This is a genomic window from Erwinia plantamica, from assembly GCF_043420595.1.
Taxonomy (GTDB): domain Bacteria; phylum Pseudomonadota; class Gammaproteobacteria; order Enterobacterales; family Enterobacteriaceae; genus Erwinia; species Erwinia aeris.
This window is the reverse complement of the sequence record NZ_JBGCUC010000005.1, coordinates 179,270-197,935: the sequence shown is the minus strand read 5'-3', so window position 1 is coordinate 197,935 and position 18,666 is coordinate 179,270. Positions and strand designations below refer to the sequence as shown.

At 52.9% G+C, this 18,666-nt stretch carries 16 protein-coding genes and 1 pseudogene; 5 read left to right on the top strand and 12 right to left on the bottom strand.

The annotated features are described in order from the left end of the window. Nucleotides 1–104: 104 nt before the first annotated feature. Both AB3U87_RS06970 and AB3U87_RS06965 read right to left on the bottom strand, forming a co-directional pair. Complete coding sequence (locus tag AB3U87_RS06970) at nt 105–1,073, bottom strand: TerC family protein (protein ID WP_253455751.1); 969 nt, start codon at nt 1,071–1,073, stop codon at nt 105–107. Nucleotides 1,074–1,317: 244 nt separating this feature from the next. After that, the gene (locus tag AB3U87_RS06965) at nt 1,318–2,307 is read right to left on the bottom strand and encodes a Gfo/Idh/MocA family protein (protein ID WP_394148763.1); all 990 of its coding nucleotides are present in this window, start codon (nt 2,305–2,307) and stop codon (nt 1,318–1,320) included. A gap of 166 nt (nt 2,308–2,473) precedes the next feature. On the opposite strand from AB3U87_RS06965, the gene AB3U87_RS06960 reads away from it, so the two are divergent. After that, a complete protein-coding gene (locus tag AB3U87_RS06960) occupies nt 2,474–4,165 on the top strand; it encodes a chloride channel protein (protein ID WP_301252947.1) in 1,692 nt (563 codons plus the stop codon). Nucleotides 4,166–4,210: 45 nt separating this feature from the next. On the opposite strand, the gene AB3U87_RS06955 is transcribed toward AB3U87_RS06960, so the two are convergent. Continuing rightward, complete coding sequence (locus tag AB3U87_RS06955) at nt 4,211–4,711, bottom strand: M48 metallopeptidase family protein (protein WP_253455745.1); 501 nt, start codon at nt 4,709–4,711, stop codon at nt 4,211–4,213. Between the two features lie 146 nt (nt 4,712–4,857). Between AB3U87_RS06955 and AB3U87_RS06950 the strand changes: the two genes are divergently transcribed. Both AB3U87_RS06950 and rlmG read left to right on the top strand, forming a co-directional pair. Beyond that, a complete protein-coding gene (locus AB3U87_RS06950; protein WP_253455743.1) occupies nt 4,858–5,373 on the top strand; it encodes a thioredoxin family protein in 516 nt (171 codons plus the stop codon). 195 nt (nt 5,374–5,568) lie between these two features. Next, nucleotides 5,569–6,696 carry a 23S rRNA (guanine(1835)-N(2))-methyltransferase RlmG gene (gene rlmG / locus AB3U87_RS06945; RefSeq protein ID WP_394148762.1) on the top strand — a complete coding sequence of 376 codons (1,128 nt, stop codon included), beginning with the start codon at nt 5,569–5,571 and terminating at the stop codon, nt 6,694–6,696. Here rlmG and AB3U87_RS06940 read toward each other — a convergent pair. Both AB3U87_RS06940 and AB3U87_RS06935 read right to left on the bottom strand, forming a co-directional pair. Then, nucleotides 6,693–7,406 (bottom strand): purine nucleoside phosphorylase YfiH/LACC1 family protein, encoded by a 714-nt coding sequence (locus AB3U87_RS06940; RefSeq protein WP_394148761.1) that lies wholly within the window; start codon nt 7,404–7,406, stop codon nt 6,693–6,695. The two genes, rlmG and AB3U87_RS06940, sit on opposite strands and share 4 nt — an antisense overlap. A gap of 117 nt (nt 7,407–7,523) precedes the next feature. Next, nucleotides 7,524–9,527 carry an oxidoreductase gene (locus AB3U87_RS06935; RefSeq protein ID WP_394148760.1) on the bottom strand — a complete coding sequence of 668 codons (2,004 nt, stop codon included), beginning with the start codon at nt 9,525–9,527 and terminating at the stop codon, nt 7,524–7,526. Nucleotides 9,528–10,261: 734 nt separating this feature from the next. On the opposite strand from AB3U87_RS06935, the gene AB3U87_RS06930 reads away from it, so the two are divergent. Both AB3U87_RS06930 and AB3U87_RS06925 read left to right on the top strand, forming a co-directional pair. Continuing rightward, nucleotides 10,262–10,417 carry a Hok/Gef family protein gene (locus AB3U87_RS06930; protein WP_253455735.1) on the top strand — a complete coding sequence of 52 codons (156 nt, stop codon included), beginning with the start codon at nt 10,262–10,264 and terminating at the stop codon, nt 10,415–10,417. A 642-nt stretch (nt 10,418–11,059) separates the two neighbouring features. Beyond that, complete coding sequence (locus AB3U87_RS06925; RefSeq protein WP_253455732.1) at nt 11,060–12,169, top strand: AI-2E family transporter; 1,110 nt, start codon at nt 11,060–11,062, stop codon at nt 12,167–12,169. 26 nt (nt 12,170–12,195) lie between these two features. Here the strand turns inward: AB3U87_RS06925 and AB3U87_RS06920 are convergent, their stop codons facing one another. The 7 genes and pseudogenes from AB3U87_RS06920 to AB3U87_RS06890 form a co-directional block, all read right to left on the bottom strand. Beyond that, complete coding sequence (locus AB3U87_RS06920) at nt 12,196–13,401, bottom strand: FAD-dependent oxidoreductase (protein ID WP_394148759.1); 1,206 nt, start codon at nt 13,399–13,401, stop codon at nt 12,196–12,198. Between the two features lie 369 nt (nt 13,402–13,770). Next, the gene (locus tag AB3U87_RS06915) at nt 13,771–14,862 is read right to left on the bottom strand and encodes an acyltransferase family protein (RefSeq protein WP_394148758.1); all 1,092 of its coding nucleotides are present in this window, start codon (nt 14,860–14,862) and stop codon (nt 13,771–13,773) included. 209 nt (nt 14,863–15,071) lie between these two features. Beyond that, nucleotides 15,072–15,347, bottom strand: a pseudogene (locus AB3U87_RS06910) (integrase core domain-containing protein); the annotation flags it as partial. Between the two features lie 435 nt (nt 15,348–15,782). Then, nucleotides 15,783–16,475: a hypothetical protein gene (locus AB3U87_RS06905; protein WP_342754775.1), complete on the bottom strand. Its 693-nt coding sequence runs from the start codon at nt 16,473–16,475 to the stop codon at nt 15,783–15,785. Further along, complete coding sequence (locus AB3U87_RS06900; RefSeq protein WP_394148757.1) at nt 16,472–17,509, bottom strand: phage integrase; 1,038 nt, start codon at nt 17,507–17,509, stop codon at nt 16,472–16,474. The genes AB3U87_RS06905 and AB3U87_RS06900 overlap by 4 nt, the downstream gene beginning before the upstream one ends. A gap of 2 nt (nt 17,510–17,511) precedes the next feature. After that, complete coding sequence (locus AB3U87_RS06895; protein ID WP_301730275.1) at nt 17,512–18,063, bottom strand: PH domain-containing protein; 552 nt, start codon at nt 18,061–18,063, stop codon at nt 17,512–17,514. A gap of 14 nt (nt 18,064–18,077) precedes the next feature. Next, nucleotides 18,078–18,662, bottom strand: coding sequence for a phage repressor protein CI (locus AB3U87_RS06890; RefSeq protein ID WP_394148756.1), 585 nt, complete (start codon nt 18,660–18,662; stop codon nt 18,078–18,080). Between the last annotated feature and the right edge of the window lie 4 nt (nt 18,663–18,666).

Below are 18,666 nucleotides of genomic sequence, written 5' to 3'. Positions count from 1 at the left end.
TGCGCAGGCAGTATAAGGAAATGTGTTGGCAGGGGAAGCGAAAAGTGGCCCGACGGCGGCGGAATATTCTGCCGTCGGGCCTGGCTGTTACGTCAGGGTAAAAGTTATTTCCGCAGCGCTAAACGATCGTTGCGGCGGTTAACCAGAGCGTTAATCAGCAGCGTAATGGCCAGGATACCGCCGACGATGCTCAGCGAAACCGCCACCGGAATATGATAGAAATCGACGATCAGCATCTTGATACCGATAAAAATCAGCACGATCGCCAGACCATATTTCAGCATAGAGAAGCGTTCCGCCACGTTAGCCAGCAGGAAGTACATCGCGCGCAGGCCAAGAATAGCGAACAGGTTAGAGGTCAGGACGATAAAGGGATCGGTAGTAACGGCAAAAATAGCCGGAATGCTGTCCACGGCGAAAATAACGTCGCTCAGCTCGACCATAATCAGCACCAGCAGCAGCGGCGTGGCGTAGAGCAGGCCGTTGCGGCGCACAAAGAACTTTTCGCCTTCCAGGTTATCGGTCATGCGCAGATGGCCACGCAGCCAGCGCACCACCGGCTTATCGCCTACCGCGCCTTCATCGCCGCCTGCCATCGCCATTTTGACGCCGGTAAACAGCAGAAACGCGCCGAACAGGTAGAGGATCCAGCTGAATTCCGACACCAGCCAGCTGCCGGCGAAAATCATGATGGTACGCAGCACGATGGCGCCCAGCACGCCGTAGATCAGCACGCGGCGCTGAAGCGCAGCAGGAACGGAGAAGTAGCTGAACAGCATCAGCCAGACGAAAACGTTATCGACGGCCAGCGCTTTTTCCAGCACGTAACCGGTCAGAAAGGCGAGGGATTGCGTATGGGCGATCTGCGGCCCGACGGTTTCTTTCAGATACCACCACAGCCCGGCGGCGAACAGCAGCGAGAGGCTAATCCAGACCAGCGACCAGAAGGCGGCCTGCTTCATCGACATGGTTTGCGCGCCGCGCCGCCCCTGCATCAGCAGATCGATGGCCAGCATAATCACCACCACGACAGCAAAGCTGCCCCAAAGTAACGGCGTGCCTACAGTATTCATAGTTTTGTCCTGTCAAAAATAAAATGGCCAACATCGGAAGACGTCAGCCACACTATTTTTGCTGTGAGCAAACCTCGCCTTCCGGCAAGGTCTCACTTACAGTCAGCTTGCTGACTGCCCGGCAACCGGGCGCTTACGCACCGTAATGACGATTGACCGACGAAGAAGTTACTCCCCTTTGCAGCAGTGAAGATAGTGGCCGCGAGCACATTGGTCAATCTTACGCAGAAATATTTAGCAATATTTACACGACGGCCAGCGCATCGGCAGGAAAAACCACGCCGGTCTGACGACGGATCTCCGTCAGCAGCGCCGCTGTGATGCGCGTCACGGTCAGGCCCGGATGGTCTACAGCGTGTTCCTCCACCAGCCGGACAAAGGTTTCCGCTTCGTACAGTAACGTGTTGATGTGCTGAGGCTGGCTAAGATCCTGCGGCTTCGCGCCGCGCGGTATGAAATGGATCTGCTGGCAGTCGGCCAGCTGCCCGATAACCAACGATCCCGCTTCGCCCTGGATTTCGCCGGGCAGATCGGACTGGCTGACTTTGGAGTGCAGCAGCGTCACGTCGAAACCGTCGTAGCTCATAACCACCGTACCGTGGGCGTCGACGCCGCTCTCCAGCAGCGAAGCCGTGGCGACCACGCGCGCCGGCTCGCCCCACAGGCTGACCGCCGCTGCCAGGCAGTAGTAGCCGATATCCATTATCGAGCCGTTTGACCAGGCCGGATTAAACGTATTCGGGTTCTCTCCCTCCAGATAGCGCTGATAGCGTGATGAATACTGGCAGTAGCTAAACAGCGCCTTGCGCAGCTTGCCGACCTTCGGCAGCGCCTGGCGCAAAATGTGAAAGTTCGGCAGGCTGGCCGTTTTAAACGCTTCGAACAGCACCACCTGATTAGCGCGCGCGCAGGCGATCATCGCTTCCGCTTCGCGAAGGTTAGAGGCGAGCGGCTTCTCACAAATCACGTGCTTCTTGTGCTGTAAAAACAGCAGCGCCTGCTGACAGTGCAGCGCGTTGGGGCTGGCGATATAAACGGCGTCTACCGCATCCGTCTGCGCCAGCCGATCGAGAGAGGTAAAAAAATGCTCAACGGGATAGTCGCGGCTGAAGGCCTGAGCCTGCTCCAGCGTGCGTGAATAAATGGCGGTGAGCTTCATTTTGCCGGTTTCGTGCGCGGCGTCGACAAACTGACGCGTAATCCAGTTGGTTCCAATAACAGCGAAGCGGATCATAATTTTTCCCGAACGGTTGATTCATTGAGCCGGGCGCCGTGCGCGCCGTAACCTTATCTACCAGCGTAGCAGGCAAAAAAGCGCGGCGGGCGCGCTGACTATTTGATTTTTAACGCTGCCTCTCTCACGATAAGAGCAGGTTAACGGCGGCGAGGTTAAAAAATTCATGTCCACAGGCAGTAAACATGCACTTAACTGGACCAGCCTGCTGGTCGCTATTCCTGTGGGGCTGGCGGCTTCGCTGGTGACGCTGGGTTTCCGCTTGCTGATAGAAGGCATCAATCTGCTGATGTTCGGCAGCCGTCAGGATGTGACCCAGGCTATCGGCGTCTGGCCCTGGTATACGTGGCCGCTGATTGTCGGCGGCGGCGGGGTACTGGCCGGATTTTTTCTGCGCTACGCCACCGCTATTGAACAGAAAGCGACGGTTCGCACCGATTATCTGGAAGTGATCAACGCCAGGCTGGACGCGGTGCCGACCAAAACCTCGCTGTTTCGCGCGCTCTCTTCCATCGCCAGCATCAGCAGCGGCGCGTCCATTGGTAAAGAGGGGCCAATGGTGCAGCTTTCGGCGCTGGTAGGCAGCCTGATGGGACGCTTCTGCTTCAAAAATCTGCCGCTGAAGAACACGGACGTCGTGGCGATGGCCGCGGCAGCCGGGCTCTCTTCCGTTTATCATGCGCCGCTTGCCTCGGCTATCTTTGTGGCGGAAATCGCGTTCGGCATTTCCGCCTTACAGCGGCTGATCCCGCTGATTATCTCGGCTGGCGTGGCCGTGCTGACCATGTCCGCGCTGGGCTATCGTTCCGCCATCTACCCTTTTGCCCACGCGCAGTTTGCGCTGACGCCGGAAAACATGCTGCTGACGGTGCTGATTGGCCTGCTGGCGGGCCTGGCCGGCTGGACGCTGATTTGGCTGATCGCGCAGAGCCGTAAGCGCTTTAGCCGCGTTAAAAGCCTGCCGCTGCGGCTGGGGCTGGGTGGCGTGATGGTGGGCGTGCTGGCTATCGGCAGCACTAAGGTGCTCGGCAACGGCTATGAGGTGATTGTGGAGATCATGGCCGGCAGCTTTATGCTAAAAGGGCTGATTGCGCTGCTGCTGTTAAAGATGCTGGCCACGGCTATTTCGGTTGGCTCCAACGCTGTCGGCGGGCTGTTTACGCCATCGCTGCTGACCGGCGCGCTGTTGGGCGTGGTGGTTGCCAGCCTGGCCGCGCTGGCCGGGCTGCCGGTGGATAACGTCGTCATTTTCGCCGCTGTGGGCATGGGCGCGGTGCTGGCCTCGGTCAGCCAGGCGCCGCTGATGGCGATGCTGATGGTGCTGGAAATGACGCTAAACAGCAGCCTGCTGTTTCCAACCATGATCGCCTGCGTGCTGGCTTTTATGGTGGTGTACCGTCTGCAATCCAGCAGCACCTATCCGGTTATTCAGCGCCATTTCAGCCGTTCGGACGCCAAGTTCGATTTTGACAACGGCATTATCTCGCAGTTTATCGTTTCCGGCGCGGCGCTACAGCCGCAGGATCCCGTCGGCAAGGCGCTGGCGGTGAGCTCGCTGAAGCGCGAACGTTTCGTCTATGTGATTAACGAAACCGGTCAGTTTATGGGCGCGGTGTCGATCCACGATATTTCGCGCAAGGTGCTGGATAAGGAGATTACGCTGAACTCGCCGATAAGCTGCGTAACGGACGAGAATTTCCCTTATATTTTTGAGAATCAAACCATTACGGAAGGTTGGGAAGCCTTCGCCAGGGTGACGCTGGAGCGTCTGCCGGTGCTGAATAATCCCGTCGAGCGCAAGTTTCTGGGCGCGCTTACCAAAACCAGCCTGATCCAGAAAGCGAAGGACTTTTTATAATGCGACAGCAGGTCGCGGCGAGCACGGAGGCACGTCGCGGCGGCGCTAGCTTTCTCTGCCGCGCAGCGCCTGTTCGGTCAGCCACAGGCGCGTATCAAATTCCAGCTGGTGATACTGTGGCTCCATATGGCAGCAAAGCTGATAAAACGCCTTGTTATGATCTTTCTCTTTAATGTGCGCCAGCTCGTGTACCACGATCATGCGTAAAAATGCCTCCGGCGCCTGTTTAAAAATGGTCGCCACGCGGATTTCCGCCTTCGCCTTCAGCTTGCCGCCCTGCACGCGGGAAATGGCGGTGTGCAGCCCCAGCGCGTGTTTCATTACCTTGATTTTGCTGTCGTAAATCACTTTATTCAGCGGCGGCGCGTTACGCAGGGCCTGGTTTTTCAGCGTCAGCGCGTAGTCATATAACGCTTTGTCGCTGGTGATGGCGTGCGTGTCGGGATAGCGTTTTTGCAGTACTTCGCCCAGCCGCTGCTGATCGATTAGCTGCTGCACCTGAGTCAGCAATGACTCCGGATAACCTTGTAAATAGAGTAAAGACACAGGCGCTCCCACATAAATAATGGTCGAAAGCCGGATTTTATCATGCGGACGCCGCGCCGGGGGATCTTTGCGTCGACGGCGCGTGACGTTGCAAGCCTTAAGACCTTTTCGCATACTGTCGGTTTAGTGAATGATTCGGAGTCATCATGATTGATTACAGAGAGCTGTTCAGCGCGGGCGCGGGCTTTGAGGCTTTTGCCAAAACCGGCCTGGCTGGCGAAATTGCCGCCGTCAAAGAGGCGCGCGCGAAGCTGAACTCGGAAGAGTATGTTTCCAGCGAGCTGAAGGAGCAGGTAAAACAGGTGCGCGGCGCTTATTATCTGCTGACCGCAGCGGAATTGTGGTGTCCGGACTGCCAGCGCAACGTGACCGCGATGCAGTTTATCAGCGAGCTACAGCCGACCATCTCCCAGGCGATTATCAGCAAAAGCCGGGCGGAACGTACGCTGCTGCCCGCGCTGGCGCTGGATAAGGTGCGGATCCCTTTTACCGTGGTGCTGGATGAGAAGTTTGAGCCGATCGGCACTTTTGTGGAAAGACCGGAAAAAGCGATCCACGGCGGTGAAGCCGAGCTACAGGCCTATCGGGAAGGTCGGCTGTTAAACGCAACCATTGAGGACATTCTCGCTATTATTCATCAGCATCAGGCAACCCGCGGCTGACGGCAGCCGCAGGCAGCGCGGATCCGTCAGGAAAAAATCAGCAATTTCAGGCGATAACAAAGTCAGCGCGGCACGGTGGCGACAAAAGAAGAAAAGGTGACAGCGGTCGCAACTCTCGCCTGAACAAGAAAAACATTTACTGTCGGCGCATTTTAGGGGATAACTCGCGGGAATTTTTATCCAGCCGGAGATCCCATGAGCCAATTCGAACTGAGCCACCGCACGCTGACGCTGCACCGTTTTCCCCAGATGCGTGAAGAAAGCCCGTTACAGGCGTGGGACGCCGCCGATGAATATTTGCTGCAACAGGTTGCGGACAAGCCTGCCAACGGCACGACGCTGATCTTTAACGACACCTTTGGCGCGCTGGCCTGTGCGCTGGTGGGCGAAGAACTTTTTAGCATCAGCGACTCGTGGATCAGCCAGCAGGCGACGCGGCAGAACCTGCTGGAAAACGGCATGGACGAAGGCGACGTGCATTTTCTGGACAGCCTGGCCGCGCTGCCCGCCAGCCCGGGCCGCGTGCTGATAAAAATCCCTAAATCCCTTGCGCTGCTGGAGCAACAGCTGCGCGCGCTGCGCCATGTGGTAACGCCGAAAACGCAGGTTATCGCGGCGGGTAAAGCAAAAGATATTCATACCTCGACGCTACAGCTGTTCGAGCGCGTGCTGGGGAAAACCACCACGTCGCTGGCGGTAAAAAAAGCGCGGCTGATCTACTGTACGCCAGCGCTGCCGGAACTGGCCGCAGGCGCGGAAACCTACAGCTGGCCGCTGGACGGCACGCCTTACCACATTCATAACCACGCCAACGTGTTTGCCCGCAGCGGGCTGGACGTCGGCGCGCGTTTCTTTATGGCGCATCTGCCGGATAATATCGACGGTGAAATTGTCGATCTGGGCTGCGGCAACGGCGTGATCGGCCTGATGGCGCTGGAGCAGAATCCCACGGCGGAAGTGCATTTCGTTGATGAATCCTGGATGGCGGTTGCCAGCAGCCGGATGAACGTGGAGGTTAACCGCCCGCAGGACATGGCGCGCAGCCACTTTGCGGTCAATAACTCGCTGGCCGGTTTCCCTTCCGATCGCCTGCATGCGGTGCTTTGCAATCCGCCTTTCCATCAGCAGAACACGCTGACCGATCATATTGCCTGGCAGATGTTCCGCGATGCGCGCCGCTGTCTGCAATACGGCGGCGAGCTGCGCATCGTCGGCAACCGTCATCTCGACTACTATCGCAAAATGAAGAAGCTGTTCGGCAACTGCACCACCGTCGCCTCTAACCAAAAGTTTGTGATCCTGCGTTCGGTAAAACTGCGTTAACGCCGCCTGATCCAGGCATATCGCTGCTGATAGCCATGCTGAAAATGGCCGTTGCGGCGATAGCTCGCCTGTTCTTCCGCCATACAATAGGTGCAGATGCCGCTCAGCTCGATTTGCGCTTCCGGCACGCCTGCGCGCATCGCCATGCGTTTCGCCAGCAGCGGCAGATCGAACCAGACGCCCTGCGTGGTGCCGATTGCCTGCGCTCTTACCGCCTGCGGATTGCGATATTGCTGCGTGGAGTACGCCAGCAACGGCCGCAGGTCGTGCGGGTTCTCCTGACGCATAGCCGCGATGCGATCCTCGCCCAGTTCATAACAGCACGGCCCAATCGACGGGCCAACGGCAAGATACAGGCTGTCCGGCGTTGCACCGCGCTCGCAAAGCCGATGGATAGCCTGAATGAGCACGCCTTTTAGCGCGCCGTTCAGCCCGGCATGAACGGCGGCGACCTGCTTCTGCCGCACGTCGGCGATCAGCACCGGCAGGCAGTCGGCGGTATAGACCGCAACGGGGTACGAATCTGTGGCAATCAGGCCGTCGGCTTCGTGGCTTTTCACCGGCAGCGCTTCGCTGCTCAGCAGGACATTGGCCGTATGGCGCTGACGATTCATGATGCTTTCCGGCGGCGGCGGCTCGCCAGCGGGCTGAAAAGCATGATCGAGCCAGGCAAGAGAAGAGAGCAGGGTGGAATGGTAAGCGTGCGGCATCGGGCGACCTTTTTAACGGATGTCCTGAGTCCTGACAGCTTAACCTGGCGATGTGAACGGCGAATAACTTTTGTTGCCGCCGCCAGGAAAAGCTTCGTCGCGTTGGCTTTAAACAGGCTAAATCGTTAACGCCAGCCGCGTGCCCTGGGCGATAGCGCGCCGTGCATCCAGCTCTAACGCGCGATCCGCGCCGCCGATAATGTGCACCGGACGGTCGCCCAGCGCTTCCGCCAGACGACGATCGGACTGCTGGCCCGCGCAGATCACCACGTTATCCACCGCCAGCAGAACCGGCTCGCCCTGATGCAGAATATGCAGGCCGTCATCGTCAATTTTCAGATACTGCACGTCGCCCCACATCTTGACCTGACGCATCTGTAGGCTGGCGCGATGGATCCAGCCGGTGGTTTTGCCAAGGCTGGCGCCGGGTTTGCCTGGCCTGCGCTGAAGCAGCCAGATTTGGCGCTCGCTCTGCGGAGGCTGCGGCGTTGTCAGGCCACCAGGCTGTTGCAGCGTGCGGTCAATGCCCCATTCCTGACAGAAAGCCGCGATGTTCTGGCTGGTCGGCTCGCCGTGCTGGCTCAGATACTCGGCGATATCAAAACCGATACCGCCCGCACCGATAATCGCCACGCGCTTGCCCACCGGTTTTTTATCGCGCAGCACCGCCAGATAGCTCAGCACGCTGGGATGGTCGATACCGGGGATTTCCGGCGTGCGCGGCAATACGCCGGTTGCCAGCACCACCTGGTCATATCCGGCCAGATCTTCTGCCGTGACGGCATGATTAAGCCGCAGCGTAACGTTATTCAGCATCAGCTGGCGCGTGTAATAGCGTAGCGTCTCGCTGAACTCCTCTTTGCCCGGAATTTGCCTGGCAAGCGTAAACTGACCACCGATAACGGCTGCCCGATCGAACAGCGTGACGCGATGTCCTCGTGCGGCAGCATTTACCGCAAAAGCCAGTCCGGCCGGCCCGGCACCGACTACGGCCAGGTTTTGCGGCTTTGCCGCGGGCGCGATCGCCATTTCGGTTTCGTGGCAGGCACGCGGATTAACGAGGCAGGAGGTCAGCTTGCCTGCAAATATCTGATCCAGGCACGCCTGGTTGCAGCCGATGCAGGTATTGATTTCATCGCTGCGGCCTTCCTGCGCCTTACGTACAAAGGCCGCATCGGCCAGGAAAGGACGCGCCATCGACACCATATCGGCGCAGCCTTCATCCAGCAAAGCCTGCGCCACGTCCGGATGATTGATGCGGTTAGTGGTAATCAGCGGCACGGTCAGGTGCTGCTTCAGCTGCTTTGTCACCCAGCCGAAAGCGCCGCGCGGAACGGAGGTGGCAATAGTGGGAATGCGCGCCTCGTGCCAGCCTATGCCGGTATTAATCAGCGTCGCGCCCGCTTTTTCTATGGCTTGTGCCAGCCGCACCGTCTGCGGGAGCGTGTTGCCCTGTTCCACCAGGTCGAGCATCGACAGGCGATAGATAATGATAAACGCCTCGCCGACCGCCTGACGAACCGCCCGCACGATTTCCAGCGCGAACCGCATGCGCCGCTGCTCGTCGCCGCCCCATTCGTCGTCGCGCTGATTGGTTCTGGCAGCCAGAAATTGGTTAATCAGGTAGCCTTCTGAACCCATGATTTCCACGCCGTCGTAGCCTGCCTGTTTCGCCAGTGCGGCACAGCGCGCAAAATCAGCGATAAGCGTCAGGATGCTCTCATGACTCAGCACGGCTGGCTTAAAGGGATTGATGGGCGCCTGTAATGCGGACGGCGCAACCAGGCCTGGCTGATAGCTGTAACGACCAGCATGTAAAATCTGCAGCGCAATCTTGCCGCCGGCCTGATGCACGGCTTCGGTGACTACGCGGTGGTGCGCAAGCTGGTCAGGATGGTTGAGGACGGAAGCGCCAGCCGTGACCACGCCTTCCGCCGAGGGAGAAATCCCGCCGGTAACAATCAGCGCCACGCCTGCGGCCGCGCGTTCCGCATAAAAAGCGGCCAGGCGGCGCGGGCCGTCGGGATGCTCCTCCAGCCCGGTATGCATCGATCCCATCAGCACACGGTTTTTTAACTGCGTGAACCCTAAATCCAGAGGCGAAAAAAGTGAGCGGCTCATAGTTGCGATCGTCAAAGTGGTCGGATGAGTTCCACTGTAGCGGCGGCGCCCTGTTTCCGAAAGCGGTGCAGATAAAATTGTGATGTATGCCCGGCTAATTGGATAAAACGGAAGTGGGTGGACCTGGTGTAGTCGTTGGAATGGGTAGAGTGGTTGGACTTGGTGTAGTCGTTGGACCTGGTAGAGTGGTTGGACTTGGTGGACTTGGTGGACTTGATAGATTTGGTATGGTCGCTGGACTTGGTGGAGTCGTTGGAATTGATGGCTTTGGTGCGGTCGTTAGAGTTAACGGAATCGGTAGATTCGGTAGATTCGGTGGAGGCTGAACTCAGCCGTTGCGCCATCATCGCTGAAGCTTTTAACCTTCAGGTACTTTCATCCTTCTTTTCGTACCAAGTGCATATTATTAAAAACTAAAATCTTACATTTTATAGCGGACCTTTTTATAACGTTCGGATCGCTGTTATTTGATTGACCCCACAGCTGAGTGTTGGCTCCCCAGACGCCGTTGCAGGAATTGCCGAGCCGTCACGCAACTCTGCGTTTTGCCGGTGGGATAACAAAGGGAAAGGGGTAAACTGCGCGGCGGGTGCTCTGGATCTTTCGGTCCCGGGCATGGCAAGGGACAGAAAGAGAAAGGCCCCACCCGATATTATCAAAGTGAGGCCAACCCTTATGTCCAACAACATAAAGGTAGCCTTTTACCCGCTGAAAAGCAACGGAGAAGGAAGCCAATGAAGGCAGCAAAGTTACTCTTTTTGAGCCTGCTCATCTTCTGTGTAACGGTACTGATATTTACATGGATAACGCGCGGCTCGCTGTGTGAACTGCATATCAGACAGGGAGGAACGGAGGTTGTCGCCAGCCTGGCTTACGAATCCGGAAGGTAAGGCGACCCGGCGGCGGGCTTAGTCCCGCCGCCTGTTGCGGCATGATCCACGAGCACCCTTCTTTTTGTACGTTACTCTTTTTTTAGGGCCACAAATATTGATAAATGGACTTGCGGATTATATTTGTGGCGGCTCTGTTTTAACGTTCAGTAAGGTATTTTTTTGATCGACCCCACGATCGGGAATGCGATCCATTGACGCCGTTGCAGGAATTGCCGAGCCGTCACGCAACTCCGCGCTTTGCCGGTGGGATAACAAAGGGAAAGGGGTAAACTGCGCGGCGGGTGCTCTGGATCTTTCGGTCCCGGGCATGGCAAGGGACAGAAAGAGAAAGGCCCCACCCGATATTATCAAAGTGAGGCCAACCCTTATGTCACAACAACATGAAAGGTAGCCTTTTACCCGCTGAAAAGCAACGGAGAAGGAAGTCAGGGAGAGGGATGTGTGTCAGGTTGCCTGATTGCCATCAGCATCTCGTTATACCACTGCTGCAAAGAGAGTTTTTTTACGGCACTAAAGCCATATGCGGAAAAAAGCGTGGATAAAAGGGCCGGGCATACGGCCTCATCTTTGTGCTGGTATTGCAAAACCAGCACAGCCCTCTATGCTGCGTTAGCAAATTCTTGCTTCAGAGAGCATAAAATGAGATTTCCCGGCCTGACCAAAGGATTTTTCCTCTTAATCCTGCTTATCGTGACCGTCGCTTTTTTCGAGGTGCTGCAACCTTATTATTCTGCTGTGTTGTGGGCAGCGATCCTGGCGGTCATTTTCCATCCGATGAAAAACAAAATCCGCCAGTGGATGGGAGAAAGAAACGGCGCCGCCTCCCTGGTGACCGTGGCGATTATCTGTCTGATCGTTATTACGCCGCTGGCGCTGATCCTCTCGTCGCTGGCGGTTGAGTTCAACATCGTTTACAGCAAAATTCAGGCTAACAGCACGCCGCTACCGACAATGATGACGAATACGGTGCACCATCTTCCGCAATGGGCGCAAAATTACCTGGCCGATCATCAGCTGAATACCGTGGGCGGCATTCAGCAGAAGCTTTCTCAGGTTGCGTTGCGGGGCAGCCAGTATCTGGCCGGCAGCGTGTTCCTGATCGGGAAAAGCAGCCTGAGCTTTGCGTTAGGCTTCGGTATCATGCTTTACCTGCTGTTCTTCCTGCTCAAAGACGGCTCCTGGCTGGTCAACATTATTCTGAAATCGCTGCCGCTTTCACGCTATGCGAAACACCATCTGCTGGCGAAGTTCGCTGCGGTGGCCCGCGCCACGGTAAAAGGCACGGTCGTGGTAGCGGTGGTGCAGGGCGCGCTTGGTGGCTTCGCCTTCTACGTGACCGGCATTGATGCCAGCCTGCTGTGGGGCGCGCTGATTGCTTTCCTGTCGCTGGTGCCGGCCGTAGGTTCGGCTATTGTCTGGGTGCCCGCCGCCATCTTCTTTTTCTCTACCGGATTAATTTGGAAAGGCATTTTCCTGGTCGCTTTCTTTGTGGTGATTGTAGGCCTGGTGGATAACTTCCTGCGGCCGTTGCTGGTAGGCAAAGACACTAAGATGCCGGATTATCTGATCCTCATTTCTACGTTAGGCGGAATGGAAATCTACGGCATCAACGGTTTTGTCATTGGCCCGCTGATTGCCGCAATGTTTATTGCCTGCTGGAACCTGCTTTCCGGACGCGATCACGAAGGCAACAGCGAAGAGCTGGACCCAGAGTTTATTGAGGAAGGCAAAACACCGCCCGCCAGCTGATTAAATGCGGCCCTGCGGGGCCGCTTTCATTTCTGCGCTTCTTCAGGCAGCTCACGATAAAATCCCATCCCTATTAGCCTGCCGAATAAAAATGGCAGGAAAGGGCGACGACGCAGCCAAAGCTCCATACGACCCGGCGGCTTGCGTCGAGGCTTTTTCCCCGCCTTGCTAATCATTATTTGCAGCGACTGCGTCGCCCAGGTAGCGAAAGCGCGCCGCCGCTGGACTTTCTCCAGGTCTTTCAAAGTCAGCGAACCCTTTCTCAGCGGCCCTGACAGAAGATTAGCGGTCGCTACGGCATCCTGGATCGCCAGGTTGACCCCCACGCCGCCGATGGGTGACATGGCGTGCGCGGCATCCCCAATACACAGCAGGCCAGGTTTGGCCCACTGCTGCAAACGGTCGATGCGGATCTCCAGCAGCTTAACCCGATCCCAGTCGGCAATTTCCAGCTGGAGTCGCTCAAGGGAAAATGGCGAAGCGCTGGCAACCTGCTGCAGAAAAGCGGAAAGTCCGGTTTCCTGCAAAGCAGTAAAGCTGCCCTGGGTAATCGAATAGCCGCACTGCCAGTAGTCGCCGCGATCGATCATTATAAAATGGTTCTTAGGCCCACGATGACCCGGCGACCATTCAGGATCGTCGGCTTGTTTAGCCACCTTCATCCACAGAACATCCCGTGGCGAACCGAAACGCTGCACTTCCAGGCCAGCGAGCGCCCGAATAACGGAATGGCGGCCATCGCAGCCAATAACAAGATCGCTGCGGAATTCGCGCGCTTCGCCTTCCACTGTCGCCTTAACGCCTTTGATCTGACCCTGCTCTTCAATTAATGCGTCAACCTTCGCGTTCTGGATCAGCTGAAAACCGGGCAGCTGTAAGGCTTTAGCGTGCAGGAAGTTCAGAAAATCCCACTGCGGCATAAAAGCGATATATTTACAGCGGGTAGGCAGATGAGTGAAGTCCGCCATCGTAGCCGGCTGGCCATCGATCTCGCCGTAGAGCTTTTCTGCTTTTTGGTGCGGCAGCGCCAGAAACTCATCCAGAAAGCCCAACCGCCAGATAATTTCCAGCGTAGAGGGATGGATAGTGTCGCCACGAAAATCCCGTAAAAAATCCCCGTGTTTTTCCAGTACCGTCACAGGAATGCCGTTGCGCGCCAGCAGATAACCCAGCATCAGCCCGGCCGGGCCGGCGCCGACGATGCAGCAGGAAGAAGGGGTAGAGGTATTCATTCAGGACCGTCCGGCTAACTCAATAAATGATAATTGTTATCATTGGTCAGGAAGAAGATCAAACTACATCGGGCCGGACAGCACTAATGTTTCATATTGGTGCTGGCAAAGCTGCGCTGCGGCAGGCCGATACAGGCGGCCGGTTTAGCATAGTCCGGCGGGTTTTAGCGCTATGAGAAAAGGCGTGATTTTTTATTATTAACAGGCTAACCCTTACTTCACTTAATTAGAAATAAGAGCAGTTTTGTAACGTTTCACCAGCGGTGAGCTTTATTCATATTGAATTACATATAAATTAAAACCTGCATATCGCAGGTTTTGATTTTTTTATTTCACAATCCGATATATTTATGCCGCCGACAACTATATTTAAAATGTCGGGCCGGTTGATTCACTTTTTTTTGCATTATGCTTTTTTTTATTTAGAAAAGGCGCTTCGATAAATCGCCATGAAAGCCATGCGAGCACTAATGAAAGTACACAGGAGAGGAAAAATCTCTCAGGGCCATTTTCAATCCCGAATTTTTCCAGCCTTTTGCCAATGCCAGCATTCATGAGAGTATGAACAAGGTAAAGAGAGAATGATATATCACCTAATCGAACCAAAAAAGAAGGTGTAAATTTTCCAATTTTTTTCTCTGATCCAATTGTAAATATCATGATTAACAGATAAATCCACCCCGAACTTAGAAGGCCATGACTAATAAATCGTCCATCACAGAACATGACAAAAGCTAACGCTAACGAGCATATAAGCAATATGCTCATTATGGTACCGTTAAGACGTTTAATTATCGGGTAAGTATGGCCTACAAGCATTCCGGCAAGAAAAAGAAATATTATTGGATTAGTAATAAGGCCAAAAAATGCTGAATCAGTATGGTAACCTTCTGCTGAAAATGAAAACCCTTTCTCTGCCATTATTGGTAACCCGACTAATGTGAGAGAGAAGTATAAACATGTAGTTAGCCAGCGAAAAGGCGTTATCATTAAAATACCTATAATTAAGTAAAAGTATATTTCATAATTCAGGCTCCACCGAATACCATACATCCCACTATCATCAACATAGAATGGCCCATGGTCAGGATATATTGGTTGGAAAAACAAAGCGCTAATAAAGTTTTGAGTTTTATCCGGGTAGTGGAATGTACTCATTGCGCCAGATAAAAAGAATGTAATTAGAAAAATAATATAGTAAGCGGGAGCTATTCTTAATGCACGTCGCTTCAGGAAATTAAAGGATCCTGTAAAGTCAGGTGCGCTTTTTTTTGCCGTCAAGGTAATGACAAAACCACTTATCAGAAAAAAAAGGTCAACGCCTGTAGCTCCCCAGCCAAATAGTTTGTCACCCATGCCTGGCCAGACATCATTGATATTCCAACGGAAATGGAAAAACATGACGCTCAAGGCTGCCAGCCCTCGGAGTGCCTGTAGGCCTTTCAATGTATCTGAATTCATAGTAATTACTCTGATGTTTAAGCACAATGCCTGGAATGTGTTAGCAGCTTGTCCTTATATCATCAAGAGTCAGTTGACTCTAGTGGAAGGAGGGGAAAGGTGAGATATGGATCGTCATAACTGGCGTTTGTGCTGCTAAATTAACCGTATGATGCCTGACAGATGATGCGTTATGTCAATTGACCTGCTTCCAGGATTAGATACAACCTTCAGTTAGTAAGGTCGGTTAGTTTTTCTTCATATTTCTTGTTTCGCCAGCCCGCTGAAAATTCAGCCGCGGCCTGGTAATTTAGCGATGAATGTGGACGACACTCGTTATAATCCTGCCGCCAGTCATTAATCTTTTTCCTGGCGTGAACTATATCGCTGAAGCGGTGCTTATTCAGTGAGTTATCTCTAAATCGCCCGTTAAAACTCTCAATAAAACCGTTCTGGGTCGGCTTGCCCGGCTGTATAAGCCGCAGCTCTACGCCTTGCTCAAAAGCCTATTGATCCAGTAAGCGTGAGTACATTGTGTTGCATGTATTTCCTCTCTTTTGTGATAATTTCGACCATGCTCGGGCATGGTTGCTATGGCTTAATGCTGTTACATGAGAATCTATGAATAAAGACGATTTTGCATGATAAGAAAAACGGGATTTTTGTGCCTGCATTCTGCAAAAGCAAAAACCTATCGCCATTTCATCGCCACTCACAAAGCACAAACAAAAAAGCCACCCTCGAAAGGTGGCTTAATGCCCTGATTTAACAGGAAAATTCTGGTGGCCCCTGCTGGACTTGAACCAGCGACCAAGCGATTATGAGAACCATTCAGCACCCCTAAAAAACAGTAACTTACATATATATCAGTAAGTTACAAAGTCAATACAGGGCAATATGGGTCAGTATTCCTATTTTTCAGCGACACTTTTGCGACACATTCATGTCGCAGGTACGATTAGTTTTTGTAGTCTAGGTTCAAGGGGGGCGAAATCAGGCCACCGTGAGAGTAATTTTTTGTTGTCTTCATCCCACACGTTAGCATAGCTTTCTAACCATAATCGTTGGTTACTGGTTAACATGCCTTTAACTAAAACTTTTAAAGTCTCTTGAGTATTTTTTTCATCATAATTTTCAATCCTTTTTAATATTTCTTTAAGGATAATCATTTGATGTTCAAGAAACCCTTTATCCTTCTCCATTCTAATATTAGCCCATGATTTAATTTCGAGCTCATGATTGTAACAGCCATCTTTAACATCTCTGTATAAATTATCTGTGATCCATTTAAAAGATTCATTAACTGTTGATGCTTGCACTAATGGTATTGATGAAAAAGAGTCTTTTAATATGTTTGTCAGTAAAACAATATTTGATATTGCTTGGTCTCTTCTGCTCTGGTTGGTCTGGTTGCGGTTTTGCTTCTGCGTTTCTTTTAAAGTTATAACAAGTAATATAACACTTATAAAACCGAATAAGGAACTATATATCCCACCAACATATGAGCCAAAGTACCCCCATATTTCTGTCTTTCCAGATAAAGGTGTATCAAAATTCTTCACATAAAAAATGGTTGGAAGGGCTATGACGATTAAACATATTATTCCTGAAATTATTTTTAAAATGACATTCATTTCATTCTTTCCTTATATTGGAAATCTAACGGATTGAGCTTAACGGCATCTTCAAAGTGATCGGGCGCAAAATGCGCATAACGCATCGTCATTTTGATATCGGTATGACCGAGTATTCGCTGCAGTACCAAAATGTTCCCGCCATTCATCATAAAGTGACTGGCGAAGGTGTGGCGCAGCACGTGCGTCATTTGACCATCAGGCAGCTCGATTCCGGCCCGATCTAAAGCTGAACGGAACGCGTAATAGCAAGGTGTAAAAAGCGCGCCGTTCTTTTTAGGCAGTTCTTCGGCCAAGGCTGAAGAAATGGGAATGGTGCGATTCTTCTTCCCTTTGGTTTTGACGAAGGTAATACGCTGTCCTGAAACCTGTGAACGTTTCAGTCCTTCCGCCTCGCTCCATCGCGCGCCGGTCGCCAGACATAGCTTAACGATCATCAGTAGGTCTTTCGCTGAACTGGCTTCGCAGGCGTTTAATAACAATGCGATTTGATCTGTAGTCAGGTAAGCCATTTCGCTTTCATCGACGCGAAAATGGCGGACGTTCTCGAGGGGATTCGGTAACGTCCATTCGCCTAACCTTTTAAGTTCATTAAATACGGCAAGAAAATAAGCCAGTTCCAGATTCAAGGTTCGCGGCGCGACCTTACTTATTCGCTTAGTGCGAGCGAAATGACCTTCAAGCCGTTTAGCTCGATAGGAAGTGAAAAGCTGTGCATTGAATTCTGCTGCAAGCGGAAAGCCCATACATTCACACGCCCACGTCATAGCGGCTTTACGCTTTTCGCCATCCTTGAGCGTAATACCGTGACGGCTGAACCAAAGTTCTACCAGGTCAGTTAAGCGGCGCGTTTCTTTCGCTTCACCCAACCAAGGAGCCGCTTCTATTTTCTCAAGCGTATAGCTTTCAAACGCCAGGGCTTCGCCTTTGGTCGCAAACTTCTTGCGGACGCGCTTACCTTCTTTTCCGCTGCTACGGTCAATAGTGTAGAAATCAGCGATCCATTGACCGTTGGGGAGCTTTCTGACTGGCATAATTAGCTGTTTAAAATCCTTTGTTTCTGCTGCTGAAATTCCTCATCACTCAAGATGCCTTTCTCTTTCAGCGTAGCAAGCCGTTCAAGTTGGGAGACGATATCTGTAGGCGCGCCGCTTTCTGGTGCTCGCGGCTTTTCGTCCATCGCATTGCGGGTTGCATTGATTAGGTTAGTGAAAGGGACAACCGTACCTTTTTGCACGTTTTTAATGGTGTAATTTTGCCCGCTTGTGCTGATAAAAATCTCACCGAGAAGTACACCAGTTTTGCCCCCGACACTGACAACGTTTCTGAGGTTCACATCAACCTGCTTCACGCCGAATAGCATCCCTTTATCCAGGAATATGATGCGCTGATTGGTCAGGGTTATTAGCCAGGTATTACCATCCATCATTCCGCTGGCAATGGCTAAAGGCTGCTCCGATGCATTCAGAATTTTCGGTAAGTGGAAAAATTCTTTTTTTGTACCGAAAGGAATATCGCCTACAACCTGTGCAAGCCTTTTAAATTCTTCTTTTAATTGTGCTTCAGTTGCTTTTGTGTAGTCTAACATAATCAATCCTTTAGCTAATTTATCGTTAAAGCAACGCGGCCGATTATATTGATTTCATCAAGCGAGCAGTCGAAAGATGCTCCTGCGCCAACACCGGACACGCGCACTTTTTTAACAGGAATACGTGTAAGTACTCTTACGCTGGTTTTACCTTCAATCTCAATCAACCAACTGTTATCGTAAATTTCATCAAAATCTTTATCGATAATGTACTGCGTTGAGCCTTCTACCACACAGACAGGATCTTTTGGTAAAGCCTTTCCGGGCAAGAATGCGTTCTTATCAAGCATAAAAGTACCATCATCAAAAAGCTGCCCATCCACAATTTTGTGGCGCGGAAAACTCAACACATCCAGCTCGCCGTCGCTGCGCTTAAGCCCCTGACCCGTAACCAGCCATTCCAGCGTCACACCTGTTTCCGCCATACATCTCACCACAACATCAGCAGGGAAAAAGTCACGCTTATAACGATTGGCGAGACTACTACTTGCGATCCCGAGATGGTCGGCCAGAGCAAGTTTTGTACTAAAACCGTACGCTTCAATAACCCGATCCAGTACCGCAGCTCCGCCCTGAGTGAAATTAATTTGTAGGTTCACGAAA